Annotated in this window: 18 protein-coding genes; 12 read left to right on the top strand and 6 right to left on the bottom strand. The window is 41.3% G+C overall.

Features of this window, described 5'->3' with window-relative positions; genetic code table 11:
• Window positions 1–109: 109 nt before the first annotated feature.
• On the top strand, window positions 110–2,059 hold the full coding sequence (locus DI077_RS02265) for a PP2C family protein-serine/threonine phosphatase (protein WP_242935317.1): 1,950 nt from the start codon (window positions 110–112) through the stop codon (window positions 2,057–2,059).
• On the opposite strand, the gene eutC is transcribed toward DI077_RS02265, so the two are convergent.
• Together eutC and DI077_RS02255 are read right to left on the bottom strand one after the other, a co-directional pair.
• Entirely contained in the window at window positions 2,052–2,837 is a 786-nt protein-coding gene (eutC, locus tag DI077_RS02260; protein WP_109022102.1) for an ethanolamine ammonia-lyase subunit EutC, read from the bottom strand. The two genes, DI077_RS02265 and eutC, sit on opposite strands and share 8 nt — an antisense overlap.
• The gene (locus tag DI077_RS02255) at window positions 2,827–4,218 is read right to left on the bottom strand and encodes an ethanolamine ammonia-lyase subunit EutB (protein ID WP_109022101.1); all 1,392 of its coding nucleotides are present in this window, start codon (window positions 4,216–4,218) and stop codon (window positions 2,827–2,829) included. Before DI077_RS02255 ends, eutC begins: the two co-directional genes overlap by 11 nt.
• A gap of 85 nt (window positions 4,219–4,303) precedes the next feature.
• Here DI077_RS02255 and DI077_RS02250 point away from each other — a divergent pair, with 85 nt between their 5' ends.
• From DI077_RS02250 to DI077_RS02200, 11 genes are all read left to right on the top strand, one after another.
• Window positions 4,304–6,187: a 7TM diverse intracellular signaling domain-containing protein gene (locus tag DI077_RS02250; protein WP_109022100.1), complete on the top strand. Its 1,884-nt coding sequence runs from the start codon at window positions 4,304–4,306 to the stop codon at window positions 6,185–6,187.
• 15 nt (window positions 6,188–6,202) lie between these two features.
• A complete protein-coding gene (locus DI077_RS02245; RefSeq protein WP_109022099.1) occupies window positions 6,203–6,940 on the top strand; it encodes a LytR/AlgR family response regulator transcription factor in 738 nt (245 codons plus the stop codon).
• A 130-nt stretch (window positions 6,941–7,070) separates the two neighbouring features.
• Window positions 7,071–7,451 (top strand): LIC20211 family lipoprotein, encoded by a 381-nt coding sequence (locus DI077_RS02240; RefSeq protein WP_109022098.1) that lies wholly within the window; start codon window positions 7,071–7,073, stop codon window positions 7,449–7,451.
• Between the two features lie 15 nt (window positions 7,452–7,466).
• Window positions 7,467–7,868, top strand: coding sequence for a hypothetical protein (locus DI077_RS02235; RefSeq protein WP_109022097.1), 402 nt, complete (start codon window positions 7,467–7,469; stop codon window positions 7,866–7,868).
• Entirely contained in the window at window positions 7,865–8,215 is a 351-nt protein-coding gene (locus tag DI077_RS02230) for a hypothetical protein (protein WP_109022096.1), read from the top strand. The genes DI077_RS02235 and DI077_RS02230 overlap by 4 nt, the downstream gene beginning before the upstream one ends.
• Window positions 8,187–10,700 carry a TonB-dependent receptor plug domain-containing protein gene (locus DI077_RS02225; protein WP_109022095.1) on the top strand — a complete coding sequence of 838 codons (2,514 nt, stop codon included), beginning with the start codon at window positions 8,187–8,189 and terminating at the stop codon, window positions 10,698–10,700. Before DI077_RS02230 ends, DI077_RS02225 begins: the two co-directional genes overlap by 29 nt.
• Entirely contained in the window at window positions 10,700–11,206 is a 507-nt protein-coding gene (locus DI077_RS02220; RefSeq protein WP_109022094.1) for a hypothetical protein, read from the top strand. Before DI077_RS02225 ends, DI077_RS02220 begins: the two co-directional genes overlap by 1 nt.
• A gap of 1 nt (window position 11,207) precedes the next feature.
• On the top strand, window positions 11,208–11,822 hold the full coding sequence (locus DI077_RS02215) for a MotA/TolQ/ExbB proton channel family protein (RefSeq protein WP_109022093.1): 615 nt from the start codon (window positions 11,208–11,210) through the stop codon (window positions 11,820–11,822).
• A gap of 4 nt (window positions 11,823–11,826) precedes the next feature.
• A complete protein-coding gene (locus DI077_RS02210) occupies window positions 11,827–12,225 on the top strand; it encodes an ExbD/TolR family protein (protein WP_109022092.1) in 399 nt (132 codons plus the stop codon).
• Window positions 12,222–12,875 carry an energy transducer TonB gene (locus DI077_RS02205; protein WP_109022091.1) on the top strand — a complete coding sequence of 218 codons (654 nt, stop codon included), beginning with the start codon at window positions 12,222–12,224 and terminating at the stop codon, window positions 12,873–12,875. Before DI077_RS02210 ends, DI077_RS02205 begins: the two co-directional genes overlap by 4 nt.
• A 6-nt stretch (window positions 12,876–12,881) precedes the next feature.
• Window positions 12,882–14,837, top strand: coding sequence for a sensor histidine kinase (locus tag DI077_RS02200; protein ID WP_109022090.1), 1,956 nt, complete (start codon window positions 12,882–12,884; stop codon window positions 14,835–14,837).
• On the opposite strand, the gene DI077_RS02195 is transcribed toward DI077_RS02200, so the two are convergent.
• The 4 genes from DI077_RS02195 to DI077_RS02180 are packed head-to-tail and all read right to left on the bottom strand — an operon-like array spanning window position 14,803 to window position 18,803.
• On the bottom strand, window positions 14,803–15,408 hold the full coding sequence (locus DI077_RS02195) for an SCO family protein (RefSeq protein ID WP_242935316.1): 606 nt from the start codon (window positions 15,406–15,408) through the stop codon (window positions 14,803–14,805). The two genes, DI077_RS02200 and DI077_RS02195, sit on opposite strands and share 35 nt — an antisense overlap.
• Window positions 15,390–16,466 (bottom strand): multicopper oxidase domain-containing protein, encoded by a 1,077-nt coding sequence (locus tag DI077_RS02190; RefSeq protein WP_109022089.1) that lies wholly within the window; start codon window positions 16,464–16,466, stop codon window positions 15,390–15,392. The genes DI077_RS02195 and DI077_RS02190 overlap by 19 nt, the downstream gene beginning before the upstream one ends.
• Before the next feature lie 28 nt (window positions 16,467–16,494).
• On the bottom strand, window positions 16,495–16,806 hold the full coding sequence (locus tag DI077_RS02185) for a PLDc N-terminal domain-containing protein (protein WP_109022088.1): 312 nt from the start codon (window positions 16,804–16,806) through the stop codon (window positions 16,495–16,497).
• A 14-nt stretch (window positions 16,807–16,820) separates the two neighbouring features.
• A complete protein-coding gene (locus DI077_RS02180; protein WP_109022087.1) occupies window positions 16,821–18,803 on the bottom strand; it encodes a right-handed parallel beta-helix repeat-containing protein in 1,983 nt (660 codons plus the stop codon).
• Window positions 18,804–18,840 lie beyond the last annotated feature (37 nt).

The following is an 18,840-nucleotide window of genomic DNA, read 5'->3' as shown; positions in this document are numbered from 1 at the left end:
TACGCAAATAACCCAACCTTTTGTACAATATCCACTCGACAATGTTTTGCGGTCTTTGGAAAAAGTTTGCGAATTTGGTCTTGCTATTTTCCAAAATTGGAATAGCATCTTGGAACAAAGTGACCTTATGTTTCGTATTGCCATTCTAACAATTTTCATTGGTTTTATCATGGCGGTAGATGCTAATCCTTTGGAAATAAATCCGGAGGAAATCACATCCGCTCCGGATGGTTGGACATTCGCAGCGCACGGACAAGACCCTGTCCCGATTCAAGTAGGGAAAAGCCTTGCCTCGCAAGGTTTCAAACCGCCCACTCACGGTAAGTATCACTTCACATTTTTTTTCCCAAAAACCGAAACGATTCTTGCACAAGGGATTTATCTAAACCGTGTTCAGGAAGCGGATAAAATATATCTAAATGGAACATTGATCGGAAAAACGGGAAGTTTTCCCCCCGGGGAAAAATACTCACCTAACTGGTATTTGAAGAGACTCTACTATCTCCCCGACTCCCTTCTTAAGAAAGGGGAACTCAATACATTGGAAGTGGAAATCTATTACCAGAACCAAACTTTTCCGGGAGGATTGTTCCGCACAATTCCTGAAATCGGAAATTTGGATATGTTATACTCCCATATCCTCAAAGAGGATGGAAGGGATTTCTGCATAATTATGTTATTTTTCGGGATCGGTGCTTATCAGATATTTTCCATTCTGCTTCGAAGACAACCTAAAGCGAATTTATATCTGCTCTGCTCCAGTATGTGTTTTGTTTTATGGAGACTTCCCCTTTTAAATGTAACTCATAATTTCTCAGGATTGGAGTTCAACACTTTGATCCGGATCTTTTTTGTTTTTCAAACTCTACTTCCTGCCGCATTACTTCTGTTCAGTTATTCTATTTTCAGAGATCCTTTACGTAACAAAGAGATAGCTGTGATCGGTCTTGTTGTGATCCTTGCCTTAATTCAAGTTTTCAATATCGAATACTCGACCAGGATCATTTGTCTCAGGATTTGGGAATTTTCCCTTCTATTTTTAGTGGCTTTTGTTATAACGGGAGTTATTCGCGCAGCAAAACAAAAGAAAAAGGAAGCAAGCATCCTTGGTATCGGCTTTTTATTCCTATGCATCGGTGGAGTTACGGACATAACAATAGATATCACTACGGGCAAAAATATCTATCTGAGCCAATACGGATTTTTGGTTTTGATGATCCTTTCCGCGGTAACGATTTCATTTAGAAATGCGAAAAATGAAAAGGAACTTTCCTTGCTTACCAAAGATCTGGAAGCAAGAGTTCAAATCCGCACGGAGGAATTGCGCAAAAAAAATAACAGCCTGGAACAGGATTTGTTTTTTGCTTCGCAACTGCAAGGCCACTTATTGCCGAAAGATTCTCCTTCCATCAAGGGTTTGAATTTATTCGCCACTTACCTTCCGATGGAACAGGTAGGAGGGGATTTGTACGATTGGGTGGAAGTCGACGAACATCAGTTATTGTTTCTGATTGCCGATGTGGCAGGCCATGGAGTTCCTGCGGCACTTGTATCTTCTATGGTAAAAGTCCAATTCAGGGAAATCGTCAAAGAAACCCAAAACCCGGCGAAGGTCCTTCTCAAAATGAACCAAGCTCTGGTTTTTTTAGTCAGCAAATATTTCATTACCGCCTCATGTGCGTTATTTGATACAAAGAAGAATCAAGTCATCATATCTTCCGCAGGGCATCCGAATCCGTTGATCTACAACGGAGACGATTCCAAATTCAGTTTTCTAAATCTCAAAGGCTCCATACTCGGTTGGAGAGAATCGTTCCAATTCCAAAATTGGACTCAAACGATTACAAAAGGAGACAGATACTTTTTTTATACGGATGGGGTCACCGAAGCGAGAGCGGACGGAAAATTGTTCGGAGAGGCCAATCTGCTCCGACTCCTCAAAAAAACAAAATCGAAAGACATTCAAAGTGTCGCCGAAGTAGTACAGGAAGAAATTACAAAATACTCCGACAAAGAACTGAAAGATGATGTAACATATGTTATTATCGAAATTATTTAGGCAACTGCTTTTCCGAAGAACCTACCGAACCTTCTATCGCATCTACCATTCTGTCCTTTAACAATACTCCCGATCTTTTTTGATCCAGTCCTTCCTTCAACAGATACGATAGTTTTTCCGCCGCTCTCTCATAGGATAAACCTTCCATACGAACATTGGAAATACAATTTCTTCTTTCGTCGGTTGATCCGATCGTAGGCTCGTAAGTCATATAGATTCCCAGACTGTCTGCAGATGTCAACCCTGGTCTTTCTCCTATGAGAACAATGAGCATCTTTGCTGCAAAAATCTCTGCCACCTCGTCTCCCACAGCAACTCTTCCGTTGGTGACACAAACAATGGGAGCGATTTTTTTAAATAACACTCTCAGTTCCGGTTCCAAGAGATTTAAAAAAGGAATTATATTTTTCCGGATCGCCAAAGGAGACAAACCGTCTACGATGCAAATGGATAGATCATAATTTTTCTTTTGCAAAGCACGGGTTTTGAGTTTTCCAACAGAGTCTTCACTCAAACGTCTTCCTTGGTCCGGTCGAAGCAAATAATCCTGTCTGGTGGTTGCGCAGGAATTTACTTCAATGATCCCGTTCCAGTTCTGCAAACCTTCGATGATTTCCTTCCAATCGCAAGTTTCCCAAACGGCATCCCTTGCACCGGCGTGATCCCATCTTAACTTTAACATCTCTTTTGTGGGAAGAGAACCTCCAGCGCGACCAAGGCCGATTCTTGCCGAAGTATGTTGTTTTATTTTTTCCCAGGACAAAGAATCATTTCCCATGAAATTCTCCCGCAAATCCGGGAAGGAGGCGCATCGAATCCTCTTTCCAGGTAGGCAATTGGTTTTTTCCCACCACTCCCATTCTTTGAAGCCATGCTTCAAACTCAGGAGCCGGTTTCAAATTCAAACTTTGTCTGAGGTAAAGTGCATCATGAAAGGATGTACTTTGATAAGACAACATCACATCATCAGAGCCGGGAATCCCCATGATATAATTGCAGCCTGCAACGCCGAGCATTGTCAAAAGCAAATCCATATCATCCGAATCGGCATCGGCATGATTCGTATAACAAATGTCAACTCCCATAGGAAGTCCCATAATTTTACCGCAGAAATGATCTTCAAGACCGGCACGAATGATTTGTTTTCCGTTAAAAAGATATTCCGGACCGATGAAACCCACAACCGTATTGACAAGTAGAGGTGAAAATTCGCGGGCAACCGCATAAGCGCGCGTTTCCAAGGTCTGTTGGTCGATTCCGAAATGGGCATTTGCGGAAAGAGCACTCCCTTGCCCGGTTTCAAAATACATTACATCGTTTCCCACCGTATAACGGTTCATAGACAAAGCTTGTTCACGGGCTTCTTTTAAAATTCCTAGATTCACTCCGAAACTTTCATTTAATTTTTGAGTGCCTCCGATGGATTGAAACACCAGATCCAGAGGTGCATTCTCCGACATAAGTTCCATGGAAGTAGTGACATGACAAAGCACGCAGGATTGAGTGGGGATTTCATATTTTGTTCGAATAGAATCCATTAGGTGGAGAAGTTTGCGTGCGGTGGGAAGATTGTCCGTAGCAGGATTGATACCGATTACGGCATCTCCCGCGCCCAAAAGCAATCCGTCCAGAATACTCGCCGCCACCCCCGTAAGATCATCAGTAGGATGATTCGGTTGCAATCGAACCGAGATCCTTCCCTTTTCACCGATTGTGTTTCTAAATTTTGTGACAACTCTGCATTTTTGCGCACCCAAAACCAAATCCTGTAAAGACATGATCTTTGAAACCGCTGCTACCATCTCAGGAGTTAGCGCATAACGAATGCTAGTTAAAAATTCCGTATCGCAATCTTCCGATAAAATAAAGTCCCGTAGGCCACCGACAGTGAGGTGATTTATTTTTTTGAATGCGACCGGATCGAATTGTTTTTGAATGAGTGCGGAAACATCGTCTTTTTCACTGGGAAGAATTTCTTCTTTTAAAAAACGATCTAACGGCAGGTCTGCCAAACAAAATTGCGCAGCTACTCTCTCTCTGCCGGATTCGGCGGCAACTCCCGCCAATTGATCTCCGGACCGAAGGGGAGTCGCTTTTGCAAGCAATGTCTTAAGATCGGCAAATTGAAATTGAAAAGTTCCAATACTTGAGCGAAACATCTATTCTGATTGAAAGAAGTTCTCCAAAAAGAACAATGAAAAAAAGAATTGAGTACAATATAAAATGAGATAGAGTAACGCCTCTATGAAATTTTTTTTGTCAAAATCTTTTCAAATCTATTTTCTCAGCTTTGTCATTTTATTTACAATGCAAGTATTCGCGGAATCTACCGCTTCCATTGAATGGAAAAAAAATACTAAGACTCTTCCGCTGAGTCCCAAAGCAACCTACTGGGAAGATAAAAATAAAACGGAAACCTTATCCGGTATATTAGAAAAAGCCAAATCAGGTAAGGATGCAAAAACCGCCGACGGAAAATCTCTCGGTTTCGGTTATTCCTCTTCCGCCTATTGGCTTCATTGGTCTTTCGAAATTGCGGAAGGAGACGAAGAAGAATTATGGCTGGAGCTTGTCTCGCTCATCGATTCGATTGATTTGCATCTTTTTTACAATGGAAAGGAAATTCTTACAAAACATACGGGAAGAATTCTACCTTTCTCTTCCCGATTGATAGAACATAGGAATTTTTTATTCCAACTTCCTTTCACAAAACCAGGTCATTATGATTTGGTTATGCGGTTCGAAAGTCAGGGTTCCGTTTTATTGCCACTTACACTTTGGGAAAAAGAAACCTATCTGGAGGAAGAAGAAGCCAAAACCATTTTATTCGGAGCCTACTTCGGAGTTATGGGAGTTGTGTTTTTCTACAATTTGTTTTTATTTTTCAGCGTAAAAGACAGAAGTTATCTTTATTATATTTTCTATATTTTGTTTCTGACTTTGATCCAATCGGGGATCTGGGGATTCACCCATGCTTATGTTTTTCCCGATTTACCTACATGGGCCGATCAGACTTTCCCCATTTCAATCGGGCTTTCCTGCACCTTTAGTATGTTATTCGCACGAAAATTCGTAGAAGCGAAAAACAATATGCCGAAATTGAATATCTATCTCACGATTTTGGCATGTCTTTCCGCTTTGGTGATCCTTCCTTCTTTTTTAGGATATTACAGGCTTGCCGTTACTCTTACGCTTTTTTTTGCGGTGTTGAATTCACTTACCCTATTCGGAGTCTCCTCTTACGCATGGGCAAAAGGTTATACGCAAGCTCGTTTTTTTCTATTAGGCTCATCAGTGGTTTTGGTGGGAGCAATTGTGGTGGGACTTCGCAATTTCGGAATCCTTCCTTATCATTTTCTCACCAATTACTCTTTGCAGATAGGTTCGGTTTTGGAAGCAGTATTTCTTTCCCTTTCCCTTGCGGACCGAATCAATATCGTTCAAAGGGAAAAAGTGGAAATCCAAACACGCTCTCTGGAAGAACAAAAAAGTCTGGCGGAAGCATTTTCCAGATTCTTTCCTTCGCAGATCATTCCTTTGTTGAACAAGTCGGATGTACGGGATGTATTTTTGGGAGACGCTGTTGATGGAGAAGTCGCCGTTTTGTTTTTGGATATCAGAGGTTTTACATCCATTTCCGAAAAATTAAATCCCAGACTTACGTTCGATTTTCTAAATGCATTTATGAGATTCACCGCTCCTTCCATTGAACGCAAGTCAGGTTATATTGATAAGTACATCGGTGATTCGATTATGGCTTTCTTTCCCAACTCTTCCGAAAACGCACTTGCTGCCGCAAAAGATATGATGATCGGCTTGGAAGAATTCAACCGCAAACGGGAAGAAACGGGAGAAACCCCCGTGAAAATAGGCATCGGAATTCATTACGGCAAAGTTTTGATAGGAACCATCGGACAGGAAAGCAGAATGGACGGAACTTTGATCGGAGATACGGTGAATACGGCTTCCCGATTGGAAGGAAAAACAAAAGAACTGGGAACTACAGTCTTACTCAGCGAAACAGCATACGACAAACTCTCCTCCGAATCAAAAGCGAGTTTGAAATCCTTGGGAGAATTGGAACTTCGGGGAAGAGAAGAAAAAATTGCAGTCTACGGGCTGACTTAATTATATGATCATCTTATGGGCGAGGAATTATCCTATTCGGTTTTAATCATAGAAGATGAATACCCTGCCCGTATGTTGATGATGGATTATGTGCTGGGTTGTCCCGAACTCAAACTGGCAGGCATTGCCGAAGACGGAGACAAAGCTTTCAAACTTTTGGAAGAAAAAGAATTCGATTTGGTTTTTTTAGATATCAACTTACCTGCAAAATCAGGAATCGAAATTTTAAAATCAGTCAGAAAACCTAAAACCTTTTTCATATTAACGACTGCTTATAGCGAATATGCCGTCGAAGCTTTCGATCTGGAAGCACTTGATTATCTATTGAAACCATTCTCCTTTCTCAGGTTCAGAAAATCCGTAGATAAGGCTTTGAAATACTGGAAGGAAACACCTTCCGCCAAAGAAGACTCCGATTCGAATGACCACCTAACATTTACGTCAGAATCGGCGACTCATTTGTTGTCTTATAACGAAATTCATTTCATATCCGCAAATAACAAATCTTCCGTCATTCATACGAATGCAAAGGATTATGAAACCCCCAAGTTATTGAAAGATTTGGAAGAAAAATTACCATCGAAACTATTTATACGAATTCACAAAGGATACCTTGTGAATATAAAATATATTACAAATTTGAGATATGATAAAGGAGGGGCCTACCTAGTACAGTTGAAAAACGAAGACGAAACCGTTCTCCCGGTTGGTCGCTCATTCGCGGGACAACTGAAAGAGACCCTCGGATTGTGATTTAATTTTCGTTTATTCCTGAGTACGTAGCGTTCATTCCCTTTCATGTAGTTAATGACGGTTATTTGATTTTAACCATTGACAGTCATTCCGATCGGAGGAATTTTCCTCTAGATCGGAGTTATTAAAAATGAAAAAAACCTCTCTACTACTCGGCTTATTTGCCTCTTGTTTGTTTTTCACAAATTGTGCATCCTCCACCGTAGGAATCGCTTCAAGCAATCGCCCGTTACCGAATATCCCTTATGAAACTATTAAATCCGTAGAGAAAAATTTTTCATGGTTTTCATTTGATATCGGAATCATTGGAATCCCTACTTCCATCCCTCCTGCGGATAATGTGATCCAATCTCTTATGGAAGGAGAGGACGCCGACGCAGTTGTGAATATCCGCTACTGGAATGACAAATCCGTTTACGGACCCGTGACAAGACATCGCTTCGGAATCAAAGGAGATTTGGTGAAATTCACATCGCAAACTCCTTCTGCCACAACGAAAGGCAAAAAATAGCACTTAGGCACGAATATGAAACTTCGTATCAGTATATTTTTTCTTTTATTCTTCCTCACAGTCTTTAACGCATGTTTGGGGTCAAAATTACAAAAGGAAATCCATATTTTTGATTCTGCCACTGTCATAAGAAGCAATGATTACGTGATTTTGGGTAGAGGATTCGGACAGGATTCCGCATTTTACATTCTGGGAATGATTCCTGTTACACGGGAGCCGAACGTGGAGCTTGCCTTGAGCCAAGTTCTTGAAAAATATCCGGAAGGCAAAACCCTAATCAATATCCAAATTCAGAGAATAGACAAACCTTATTTCCCTTTGGGATTGGTAACCGTAGTATCGGTCAGTGCCGACGTGGTAGGAAGTCCTAAACTTGAGGAAGCAGTAGAAACTTCCAAAGGGAAAGGAAAACAATGATATTAAAATATATTAAAATTCTAATTCTTTTGGCGTCTTTCGCAATTTTCATGCAATGCGCCGCTCAAGAAGATAGGGTTCCTGTAAACGAAGCACAAAGCCAAGTTTACGCTGCCGCAAAATTCGCGGCCGAAAAATGCGGAACCCCGATTCCCAATCCTCCACTTATCATCGTAAATCCCCCTTTGAAAAGAAATTTGGATTTATGTTCGGTATCGATTACCAGAGTCGGTTGTCCTTTTGTAGGTTATCCGATCGCTTGTACTTTGATCTACCTACAAAAAGACCCCGGAAATATCCCTTGGTATGCAAACTTCAATGAACTCAGCAAGCAACAAATTAAATAAATATATTATTCTAATATTTGCACTCATACTAATGGGGTCTCCTTTGTTAGCGGTAAGTGTAAAAATAAAATTATATAATCAGAAAAAAGAAGTGGGTGAAAAGAATCTATCCATTATGGTTTTTGAAACGAAAAAGTTTTTTCAAACCGATGGAGAAGGTAACGTCACTTTGGAATTTCCCGCACCGGGAGAGTATACCCTGAGATTACTCAGAGATACCGGTATGCAGGAAATGAAACTTTCCGTGGGCGCAAACGACGAAGCAAGAACCGTTTATACGGAGAAAAAAGTCATTCCTAAAGGTGGAATCGTTGTGGAAGGAGAAAGGGAAAAAACTGTTTCGTCCAGAACCAAAGTCCGCTACGAAGAAATCAAAAGGATGCCAGGAACATTCGGGGAAGCATTGCGTTCCTTGGAAACTTTGCCGGGTGTCATTCCCAATATCGGATTCGGTGGGGGAGCCAACGGAATCATCATCCGAGGTGCGGACCCACAGTCGAATACGTATTTATACGATGACCTTCCTATTCTTTACCCTTACCACTTGGACGGGTTGACATCAGTCATTCATAACGATCTTATCAAGTCGATCGACTTGTATCGGGGAGCTTTCCCAGCTAACTTTAACAACGCGACAGGTGGTGTGATCGAAATTGAAACCGTCGATGCGATTCAAAAAGCGAAAGGTGCATTTCAAGTTTCACTCTGGAATACTACCGCTTACAGTGCGACTCCTTTTGCCAACGGGAAAGGTTATGTTGCCATTGCGGGAAAATTAGGTTACCTGGATAAAACCTTGGGAGCATCAGGGCTTTTGCCAGAAGGAATCAGACTTCCCAGATACAACGACTCACAGATCAAGTTGGTTTATAATTTCACGCCCGAACATCAGGTGTCACTTTATAACTTAACCGCTCAGGACAATTTTGCCATCGACCTTCCCAATAAGGCTGTGAACGATCCTACGAAAGATCCCATCTCCACTTTTTCGGGAGCCAAAGCGAATTTCGGACAGAGTTTCAGAACGACTGCACTACGTTATACCTGGGTTCCAGGGGACAAATTTCAGAACCGTATTACATTGATTAACTTTGATCCGATCACTCAGTACAATGTCGGAGTGGGAAGTATCCAGGGAAAACAATTCGTGCGACCTACTTATGTAGGTGTAAGGCAAGATGCAAACTGGCAAGCAACCGATTTTCTAAAAATCGACTTCGGATCCGAATATAGAAGATTGTCCTTTCGGGACTACGGAGATCAGGTCAAACTGAAAGATCCGACCAATGTATCGCCAAACCCCTATAATACTGCCGATCCGGATTTCATTTCCCAACCACTCAGCGTAAAAGGCCTATCAGGGTATTATAATGGCTATACGACGCTACACTTCAAGTTCGGGAATTTTCTAATCGAACCGGGAGTTCGTTACGATCATTTGGAAGTCACAAATAATGGCGCGCTGGCTCCCAGAGCGACCGCGTCCTATACTTTCCCGGAATTGGGAAAAGGTCTGACTATTTTCGGAAGCGGCGGTGATCTTGCACGTTTTCCTCAGACCACGGTATTCAACAAAGAAACGGGAAACCCGGATTTAAGATTCGAGAAGGTAAGAAAGGTCAGTGCCGGTTTCGAACAAAAGTTCAATTCGGTTTGGCAAGTTACGTTCGAAGCATTTAAAAACGAATTCCGGGATACAATCGTAAGTGATCCTTATATTTCAACCCCTATCGGAATGAATCCCGACAAATCAAGGTTACTTGCCCAACCGTTAGTAACGAACAGATCTCTCAACTATTCCAACAGACAAAACGGTTGGTCTCATGGTTACGAAGTTATGATTCGGAAAAATTCAAAACCGGGAATACGAGACTGGTTCGGTTGGATCTCTTATACATGGTCTCAATCTTTTGTGAATGATAATATCAACAAAACCTACGATGGAGACAATTTTCAATACTCTACAATTGAGAAAAAAGTAATCGCGGAATACTTTCCGAATTCGAAAGAACAACTGGCTTCTTGGGACAGAACTCATGTGGTCAATGTAATCTACGGTTGGAGATTTTCGGAAGAATACCAGATCGGTGGAAGATGGAGTTACCTTACCTCCGTTCCCTACCAACCGATTACCGGGGACGATGGAGGTAGATATTCCAATCCTTTGAACGGTCTAACTTATTGGAACCCTACTTATTCCAACAATCCGTATTCCTCAGATTATGGGAATGTAAGAAGAGGTGCCGACTATCATAGATTAGACGTCCGTCTCGATAAGTTTGAAAATTACTCTTGGGGTTATTTGAACTGGTATCTGGAAATCGTGAATTTATATCTGAGAAAAAATACGAACGGAGAAGGTTTTGACAACTCCAGACCGTTCTCAGCCACAAACCCGACTCCAAGTCAAACCTTCGGAACGTTGGAATTGCCCGGCGGAACGATCATTCCCTTTTTCAATATCGGTATGGAGGTTCATTTCTAATGAAACTTACCAAACTACTCTGTTTAATAACAGTTCTATCCGGTTTAACGTTTTGCAAAGAAGAAAGAAAGTATGACGACGATTATGCGAGAGTCATATTATTGCAATTGGCGATGTCCAATCCTTCCGCCAACACTTCCTGCGCCGCAGCAATTACCAGAAATACGGAATGTTTTGCTCTCTCTTTGGGAGTTTCTACCGCCAGTATCTCTCTTTCCGATCCGGCGAAAGAAGCGCAATGCAAGAACTTAAGACAAACTACATTCAATAATATGTCCGAACGTGCACAAGTCTGCTTGTTTGACTGTCAGGAAAAAGATTGGGGAAGCAAAATCAATTCAGGCTCCTGTAAAACGCAAACAACGACTGCGCTACTTGCTTCGGTTTCAACGAGCACGGATTTAAAAACATGTATACGATCCTGTATCCAAACAACTAACAACCAGGTAAACGATTCGGAAATCAATAACCTTTTATTATACAATTTTATTCAAATAGGAGAATAATATGCAAGAGTACGTAGAATTCGGTGAACAATTTATTTTTTTAGCGATGGGATTTGCCAGCATCCTGGCACTCGCTGTCTTTTTGGAAAGGCTTCTTTATTTCAGAAAGTCTTTGGGCAAAGTAAACGATAGTTTTCTATCCGAAGTAAGAACATCTTTACAAGAAGCTTCCGAAGTGAACTGGAAAACGGAAACAAGTGTCGATTCCATTTATTCCAGATTCGTTCAATTTGCGCTCAGACAATTGAGTCTCGGAAGAAAAGGTTTGGATGAAAGTTTGGAAGGCCAAATCCTATCGGAAAAATTGGAGTTGGAAAAAAGATTACCCATCTTGAATACTTTGGGAAACAACGCACCTTTCATAGGACTATTGGGAACCGTGCTCGGAGTAATCAAAGCATTTTACGGTTTGGGAACATTGGGAAGCTCCGGTGCAGAAGTTGTTATGCGATCCATCTCGACCGCCCTACTCGCAACCGCCGCAGGTCTTGCAGTAGCGATTCCGGTAGTAATGGCCAATAACTATTTTTCCCGCAAAGCAAAGGTTATTTTACAGAACCTTGAGATTCTAAAAACGGAATTTCATTCGTTTTTGCTGAACAAAACTAAAGGATAAATCCATGGCTGCATCAAGTTCACAAGAAGAAGAAATCGGAAGCATAAATATCACACCGATGGTGGATGTGATATTGGTTCTCTTGGTCATCTTTATGGTAACTGCAAACTTCCTGAAAAAAGAAAGTTTGAATATCAATCTACCGAAAGTGCAAGCGGCTGATCCGAATGTCGCTGAATCCGTGCAAGTAGCGATCACAAAGACGGGTGTTATCTTTTTGGAAGGAAAGGAAAGTACGATTTCCTCCCTTGTAAAAAACCTGGAGAGAGACTCTAAAATCCGTCCAAATATGCGCCTCACTCTTTCCGCCGATGAAAATCTTCCCTATGGAAAAATTACCGATCTAATGGGAGTGATTCGCAAAGCAGGCGTTACAAAAATTGCACTTAGTGTAAAAAAATGAAAACGTATAAGGATTATATTTCCCAATTCCTCCAGTCTTTAAAGGACAATAAGGAAAGACTGTTTCACATATGTCTCGCCATTAGTTTGTTCATTCATACGGGAACATACGCAGGTTATAAAATCAGTCAGATGCAAACGGAAGAACCTTTGGAAGCATCTGAGTTTGAAGATGTGGACGTTAACTTTGAAGAAATTCCACCTGAATTGATAGGAGGAACTTCTTCACCGGCTCCTGTGGAGAAACAGGAATGGGTGGAAGGTTCAAGCAAGGACAAAAACGACGCGCCCGATGACTCCGACATCAATCCGAATCAACTTGCGGGAAACGGAACCGACAAAGACGGATACTTGTTTTCGTATAACGGAGATAAGACACCGACTGCGATCATTGATTTCAATCTGAGGGATTACTTCCCTCCCCAGGCAAAAGCGGCTAATATTACGGAAAAAACCGTCGTTGTTCTGGTTCAAGTGAATGAGGACGGAACATTACAATCTGCAAAAATCGTTTCCGGTAAACAAGGATACGGATTCGAAGACGCTGCGATGAAAATCATACACCGAGCAAGATTTAGCCCCGGTTATGTGCAAGGACAGCCGAGAAAGATGTCTCATCGTATGCCGATTGTATTCTCATTGGAGGATTGAAAGAGTTTGGAAAAAATAACGGATTGGCTTCGATCTTATTTATTAGACAAGCCATATCTGTCTATTTTTGCATTCTTCATCAGCTTAATAGGAATACTTTTATTTATTGCTCAGACTTATTTTCATATTACTTTGTGGTTCGAACATAGAATCCCTAAAAAAACAGCTCATCACTACATCAATATCACTGCAGACTCCGAATACATACCGCATGATATTGAATTAAGTGGAGATTCCTATGATTTTAAAAAAATCAAAAACCTGAATTGGAAAATCCTCAAAGTCTGGGCGGACACAAATGATTTGCAGGAGATCGCACAAAATCCGTATATATGGATGAGGTTCAAAGCAAAAAATATCGATCAAGTGCCCGATCCCTATTGTTTAGTCGAACATGTGGGAGCCAATTTTCAGGTCTTCAATGATTCCGGTGAGCTCTTGTTTCAAAACGGAAAGATGGACTTTAGCGAAAAGTTGCCGTCACAATTGCAAGGTGAGTTCAATTGGATCAAGCTAAATCACACACCAACCGAATATTATTATATTCGATTTATACATAGAGAAGGATTCTTATTCGGATTTACTGCCTTCGATAATCGCATTGATTCGCAAAGTTCCATTTATAAGGATTTTGCGAAAATCAATCTGCTTCCCATCATATTTTCGAGCTTTTTCATAGTAGTCGGTACCTTATGTGCATTAGTTTATTTTATCGAATACAAAAAGAAATATTACAAGCTGATCGATCTTGCCGTATTTTCATTTTTGGTCGGTTTAACAGAGATAACCAGAAATCATTTTGTAAGATTCATATTGGATAATAGCGAGGCTTTGCTTCTGATTTCCATGATCGTTCCGAATTTCGTATTTGTTTCAATGCACTCCGGTCTGCGCAGACTTTTCGGAGCAGGAAAATGGAATCTTCTCAATATACTCATCTATCTCAATCTGGGGATGGCCGTCTTCAATTCCATATTGGGCCTTCAAATCGATCGTTCTCCGGAAGTACTCCAATTTTTCATTCAAGTCCGTTTTTTCTCGATTGCTTTAACAATCATTAATATACTCGGACCGATCATCGTTTCCTATCATGCTTGGAGGAAAGGAGATGAGTTGGGTCTCGGGCATTGTATCAGTTTCATCATCGTATTGTTTTTGGTGATCATAGAAATTTATATTACTTTAAGTGACGATTCCAGTAGAATTCCGGTTACTTATTGGGGAATCCTAATAGGTGTTTTTGCGCAAGGATTGTCTCTCGAAAAATCAATCTTTTCCAACCGTCAACAAATTCAAGAATACAAAGCGACTCTTCTGAAGGCGGAAAAATCCTTAAAAGAAGCGCAATTGAAAACTTTACAATCGAAGATGAGTCCTCATTATTTATTCAATTCGTTGAATACGATTCATGCACTTCATAAAACCAAACCCGAGTTAATCGGTGACGCCATTCTCCGACTGGCAAATAATTACAGATACTTCATGGACAAAACGGATAGAGATCTGATTCCTTTTGAAGAAGAATGGGAATTTACGGATGATTACCTTCATTTGCAAAAATTGCGATTTTATGATACGGTGCGGATTGAATTTAGAAAAGAAGGCGATTTCAAAAATGTATTTCTTCCTCCACTTGTCTTGCAACCGATTGTGGAAAATTCATTCAAACACGGGTTTAGAACTTCAGCCAAGTCCAATTGGCTGATTCACGTGAAAGCAAACCTGACTCCCGAAGGAAAATTCCAATTATTAGTTTATGATAACGGAGCCGGACTGAGCAAAGACGTTCTCTCCAATCCGAATCAGCTTTGGGAAAGATCTTTGGGGAACATCAAAGAAAGGATCGAACATTTATTCCCTAAAACAAACTTCGAAATCGTGCAAAATTTTCCGAGCGGAGTGAGAGTCCATCTCGAAATTGAAAATATTATTTCAGAGAACCTAGCTCCCGTAGACTTGTAGCAATCGCTTGGGCGGACGTACCCCCTGGCAGTTTGATCAATTGATTCAAGTTTTCATCGATTACGTAAATCAAATTCGAATGATCAATCGCATAAGATTCGTTAGCTTTTACTTTTTTTGCAATCACTCCGAATAAGTCGGAAATTTTACCGAGACTTTCCAAATCCGGTGAAAGTGCCGTAAGGTTTTTACCGGGAAATCCGTTGATATAATTTTTAAGAGTGCTAGGTGCATCGCGATCCGGATCAAGAGTAATAAATACAAATTGGAAATCCTTTCCTTTATCACCTAATATCAGTGAGGCTCTTCCTAAATTGGTAAGAGCCATAGGGCACATATCCGGACAATGTGAAAATCCGAAATACAATACTGATTTTTTCCTAGTCCAAAAATCCGGATCTAAAGATTGGCCCTCAGGATTCACTAACTTCAAATTTAAAAAAGAATCGGGAAGTTTGGCACCTGTAGAAAATTGATTTTTGCAATGAAAGACAGACGCAAAAACAAATAACAAAGCGGAATATATCCAGAATTTCGATTTCAATAAAGATTTCAAATCGCGACGATCCAACCCATGCCTCCGTTTTCAGCCATATGAGTTTGATGTGGGTGGAACATATAACGTCCTTTCCTAGGCAAAGTGAATTCAATCACGGCTCTTTCCGTAGGACCGAGAGTGATCACATCCGAATGTCCATCAGGTTTCGTACTTCCTAAATTTCGAATGATATCGAATGTCTGAGCGTGCAGGTGAAACGTAAAAACCGGTTCTAACTCCAATAGGTTCTGAATATAGAATCGGACTCTTTCCCCGGCAGGAACTTTCATCGGATAACGGTCGTAAAGTCCCGATACACCGTTCCAAGTATAAAAATCGTTTTTACCGATACCTTTCGTATCCCAACCTGAAAAAGTCAGCACAAATTCATGAGCAGGCGGTCTCGGGTTCGGCGGATCGACAAGAAGAGCACCAAACAACCCTTTCGCGGTATGTATCGTCAAAGGAGGAACATGACAGTGATACGGATGAAGTCCCACGGGACCTGCTTTGATTTTATATGTTTTTTCTCCGAAAGAAGCGATCGGCTCCCAGCCGTCTTCTCCGGGATCGTGAGTTCCGTGAAAATGAAGAGAGTGAGGGTCAGGACTTGAATTTTTAACCTTGATGATCAGATCATCGCCCAACTTGGCACGAAGAATCGGACCCGGTACTAATCCGTCGAATGTCCATGCCGAATAAGATACGTTATGTGCAATATCCACGTTCAAAGGAAATACATTCAATTCAAAGTTCTTTGTTTTTGCATTGGAAATTTTAAAACCAGGAGGAAAGTAAAACCTTTCCGTATATTCATTTGTAATATGAAAAGGAGGATGAGCCATACTTCCGTAGGAATTGGTAGCTCTCAAACTTCCATTGGCACCTACCCCTCCTGCCGATCCGCCACCATATAGATTCGAGGTCGGTTGAAGATTTGCCGCATTAGTAACGTTAGTAGCCGGCGTAGAACAAATTTCTCCGTTTCCGCCGTAGCCTGGTCTGTCTTTTCCGGAATAGGAGCCGAACAAAGCCCCCACAAAGCCGGAAAGACCGAAACCTAGAGTGGTTAAAAAACTTTTACGATCCAAGATCGTTTACCTTATCTAAAAACCGGGACTATACTTGAGATAAAATACTTAAAATCCAGACCACGAGCAGTACGGCAAATCCGCCCAACACGGCAGTCACACGGAATTTTTTATCAAATCCGGATTCACCAAACAAAAGATAGGCTCCGCCTCCGAAAATCGGAATGATGAGTATCGCAAGGGCCCAAAGATATACTTTGGAACTTGAGAGATCCTTTTTTCCGGAAAGATCGAAAAGTGCGATCGGTGCCCAAACGGATGTTAATACGAAAGGTAAATAGTAAGCATAAGAACCTATAAAATAGGTCCAAGCTCCCGGTGTTGAAAGTGTAGTTTCCATATTGAATCTCCTTATTATACCGCAGGTCCCGTCACAGCAAACATTGCATAGACGGTCATAACTAAAATTGATAAAAACAAACCGATTCCTCCGAAGACGACGGTATTCCTGACTTTTTTGGATACCAGACTTTCTTTGGAAAAAAGGACGAACAAAGCTCCGATAAAAGGCAAAAGTAAAATCCCCCAAAAGGACAGATCCGCTTTCAATTCGGAAGAACCCTTACGATTCAGCTTGTCCAAGAGAGCAAGACCCGTCCAAGAAGCGAAGATTCCAAACGGCAACAGATATCCGAAAATATGGAAAAACCATGTTTTGAAAGTCGCAGGATAATGAACCCGGAACGCAGAAACGTGAAATTTGGAAGACTTCTCAAATGCTTCTAACTCTTGTTTGGTTTCAGGAGGAAGTTCCGCCTTATCAATCAGATACTTATTTTTTTCAAACACATCGTGAGCCGGTTCTATTTTTGCCAAAAGATCTTTTGGCATTTCTTTTTGTTTCGGAGGGATGGGTTGATTTTTATAAGAAGCAAGTTCAAAATCCCCCATATTCGCCTGCACAAAAAGCGCAAGTAAACCGATCGTCGAAGCCATATCACCTGTTAGTGGATACCGGATTCCCTTACAAGACTGCAAAGTATCCAAAAGAGGAGGACTGGATTGGGAAATAGTATTGTTCTCGAAACAATTTCCCACACTCACAGGTCCACTCATGGTGATGTCCCCTCTTCCCGAAGACAGAACTATATTATTTTTAATTTTGTTGTTATTGGAAATCCATATGTTCTCATCAATATTCGGAGTCACTAGAATTCCGTAGTTTTTATGATTGAGTACTACGTTACCTTCAACCAAGTTTTCCAAACCACCTAATACACCGATTCCGTTTCCGATGGAAGGTACTTCCAGTTTTTTGGAAGGTGCATTGTAATTGTTATTATCATAGACCAAATTCTTTTTCACTACGATACTTTTTTGGGGAGGAAGCAATTCCCGGTCCAATGTATTCGGGCCGATTCCCAATTGATTTCTTCTCCAAATGGAAGATAACAGATAAAGGTCTCCGCTTGAATTGGTTCCCGAATATCCTAAAGCGTTGTTTTCCGAAATCACATCATAGATAATCGACTTACATGGGTTACATTGCCCAATATAGATGCCCGAATCCGGAGATCCGGACGCGAATGAATGTTCCAAAATTCCATCCACGGAATCAAAAGCATAGAGTCCGTAGTCTCCGTTATTATATGCTGTGAGGTAAGATCCACGGTATCCCTTTACCCCGGTCCAATACACTCCGTTCAAGGTAGCATTACGAGCCGTTAGGTTTTCTACCGCCACTCCGTCCGCTCCAACCACCATGACTCCGTTGCCGCGCAAAAACTCACCGTCAATGATAGTCTCTGCCCGATCTTCTCCCCGGATCACTAGGGAAGGAGTAGTTACCACAACTTCTTCTTTATAAATTCCTTTTGCAATCAGGATCAAATCTCCCGGAAGGGCTGCATCCACTGCGTTTTGAATCGTAGGATACTGGCTTGGAACTTTGCGTGTTACACCCGACCAAGTTTTAGAAATCTTCGACTTACTAGCATTAGTTTGCGAAGAATAAACCGCATTTCCGACAACTGCAACCCCAGTCATACCCACCTTACCGTCGGGGGAAGCATGAAAAGTACAGAAGTAAGGAAATACCCCTTCCTCCGGATAATATACATCCGTCTGTGCGCCGCGAAACATCGCGGATTGACCGTAAGTTTTTTCCGTTGTCCAAGATTTATCCAGTGCGACGGCATTATGAGGGTTGTTCCCTTCATTTACAAATCGAATCTTACTTCCTTTCGAAGTTCGAATCACCGGCGGATAAAACGTATTGTCCATCATTGTAACATGAACAAAAGGTACGTTCCCGGACTCATCCGATTTACAAGCGATTATGCCCACGAGAAGGATAAATAGTAGAAACTTTGCAGGTAAAAGAAAATAGAGTTTCATACAGGCTTTCCCCAAATGTGAGGAATACCTCACATTT

It is taken from the genome of Leptospira kobayashii (assembly GCF_003114835.2).
In the GTDB taxonomy this organism is placed as follows: Bacteria; Spirochaetota; Leptospiria; order Leptospirales; family Leptospiraceae; genus Leptospira_A; species Leptospira_A kobayashii.
The sequence above is the reverse complement of the archived record's forward strand: the minus strand, read 5'-3'. Positions and strand labels throughout refer to the sequence as shown.

Excerpts from the sequence above, each read along its gene's own strand:
- DI077_RS02250 (WP_109022100.1), top strand. The coding sequence starts at position 4,304 with ATGAAATTTTTTTTGTCAAAATCTTTTCAAATCTATTTTCTCAGCTTT.
- DI077_RS02245 (WP_109022099.1), top strand. The coding sequence starts at position 6,203 with ATGGGCGAGGAATTATCCTATTCGGTTTTAATCATAGAAGATGAATAC.
- DI077_RS02220 (WP_109022094.1), top strand. The coding sequence starts at position 10,700 with ATGAAACTTACCAAACTACTCTGTTTAATAACAGTTCTATCCGGTTTA.
- DI077_RS02205 (WP_109022091.1), top strand. The coding sequence starts at position 12,222 with ATGAAAACGTATAAGGATTATATTTCCCAATTCCTCCAGTCTTTAAAG.
- DI077_RS02210 (WP_109022092.1), top strand. The coding sequence starts at position 11,827 with ATGGCTGCATCAAGTTCACAAGAAGAAGAAATCGGAAGCATAAATATC.
- DI077_RS02215 (WP_109022093.1), top strand. The coding sequence starts at position 11,208 with ATGCAAGAGTACGTAGAATTCGGTGAACAATTTATTTTTTTAGCGATG.
- DI077_RS02180 (WP_109022087.1), bottom strand. The coding sequence starts at position 18,803 with ATGAAACTCTATTTTCTTTTACCTGCAAAGTTTCTACTATTTATCCTT.
- DI077_RS02240 (WP_109022098.1), top strand. The coding sequence starts at position 7,071 with ATGAAAAAAACCTCTCTACTACTCGGCTTATTTGCCTCTTGTTTGTTT.
- DI077_RS02225 (WP_109022095.1), top strand. The coding sequence starts at position 8,187 with ATGAACTCAGCAAGCAACAAATTAAATAAATATATTATTCTAATATTT.
- DI077_RS02235 (WP_109022097.1), top strand. The coding sequence starts at position 7,467 with ATGAAACTTCGTATCAGTATATTTTTTCTTTTATTCTTCCTCACAGTC.
- DI077_RS02185 (WP_109022088.1), bottom strand. The coding sequence starts at position 16,806 with ATGGAAACTACACTTTCAACACCGGGAGCTTGGACCTATTTTATAGGT.
- DI077_RS02230 (WP_109022096.1), top strand. The coding sequence starts at position 7,865 with ATGATATTAAAATATATTAAAATTCTAATTCTTTTGGCGTCTTTCGCA.
- eutC (WP_109022102.1), bottom strand. The coding sequence starts at position 2,837 with ATGGGAAATGATTCTTTGTCCTGGGAAAAAATAAAACAACATACTTCG.
- DI077_RS02255 (WP_109022101.1), bottom strand. The coding sequence starts at position 4,218 with ATGTTTCGCTCAAGTATTGGAACTTTTCAATTTCAATTTGCCGATCTT.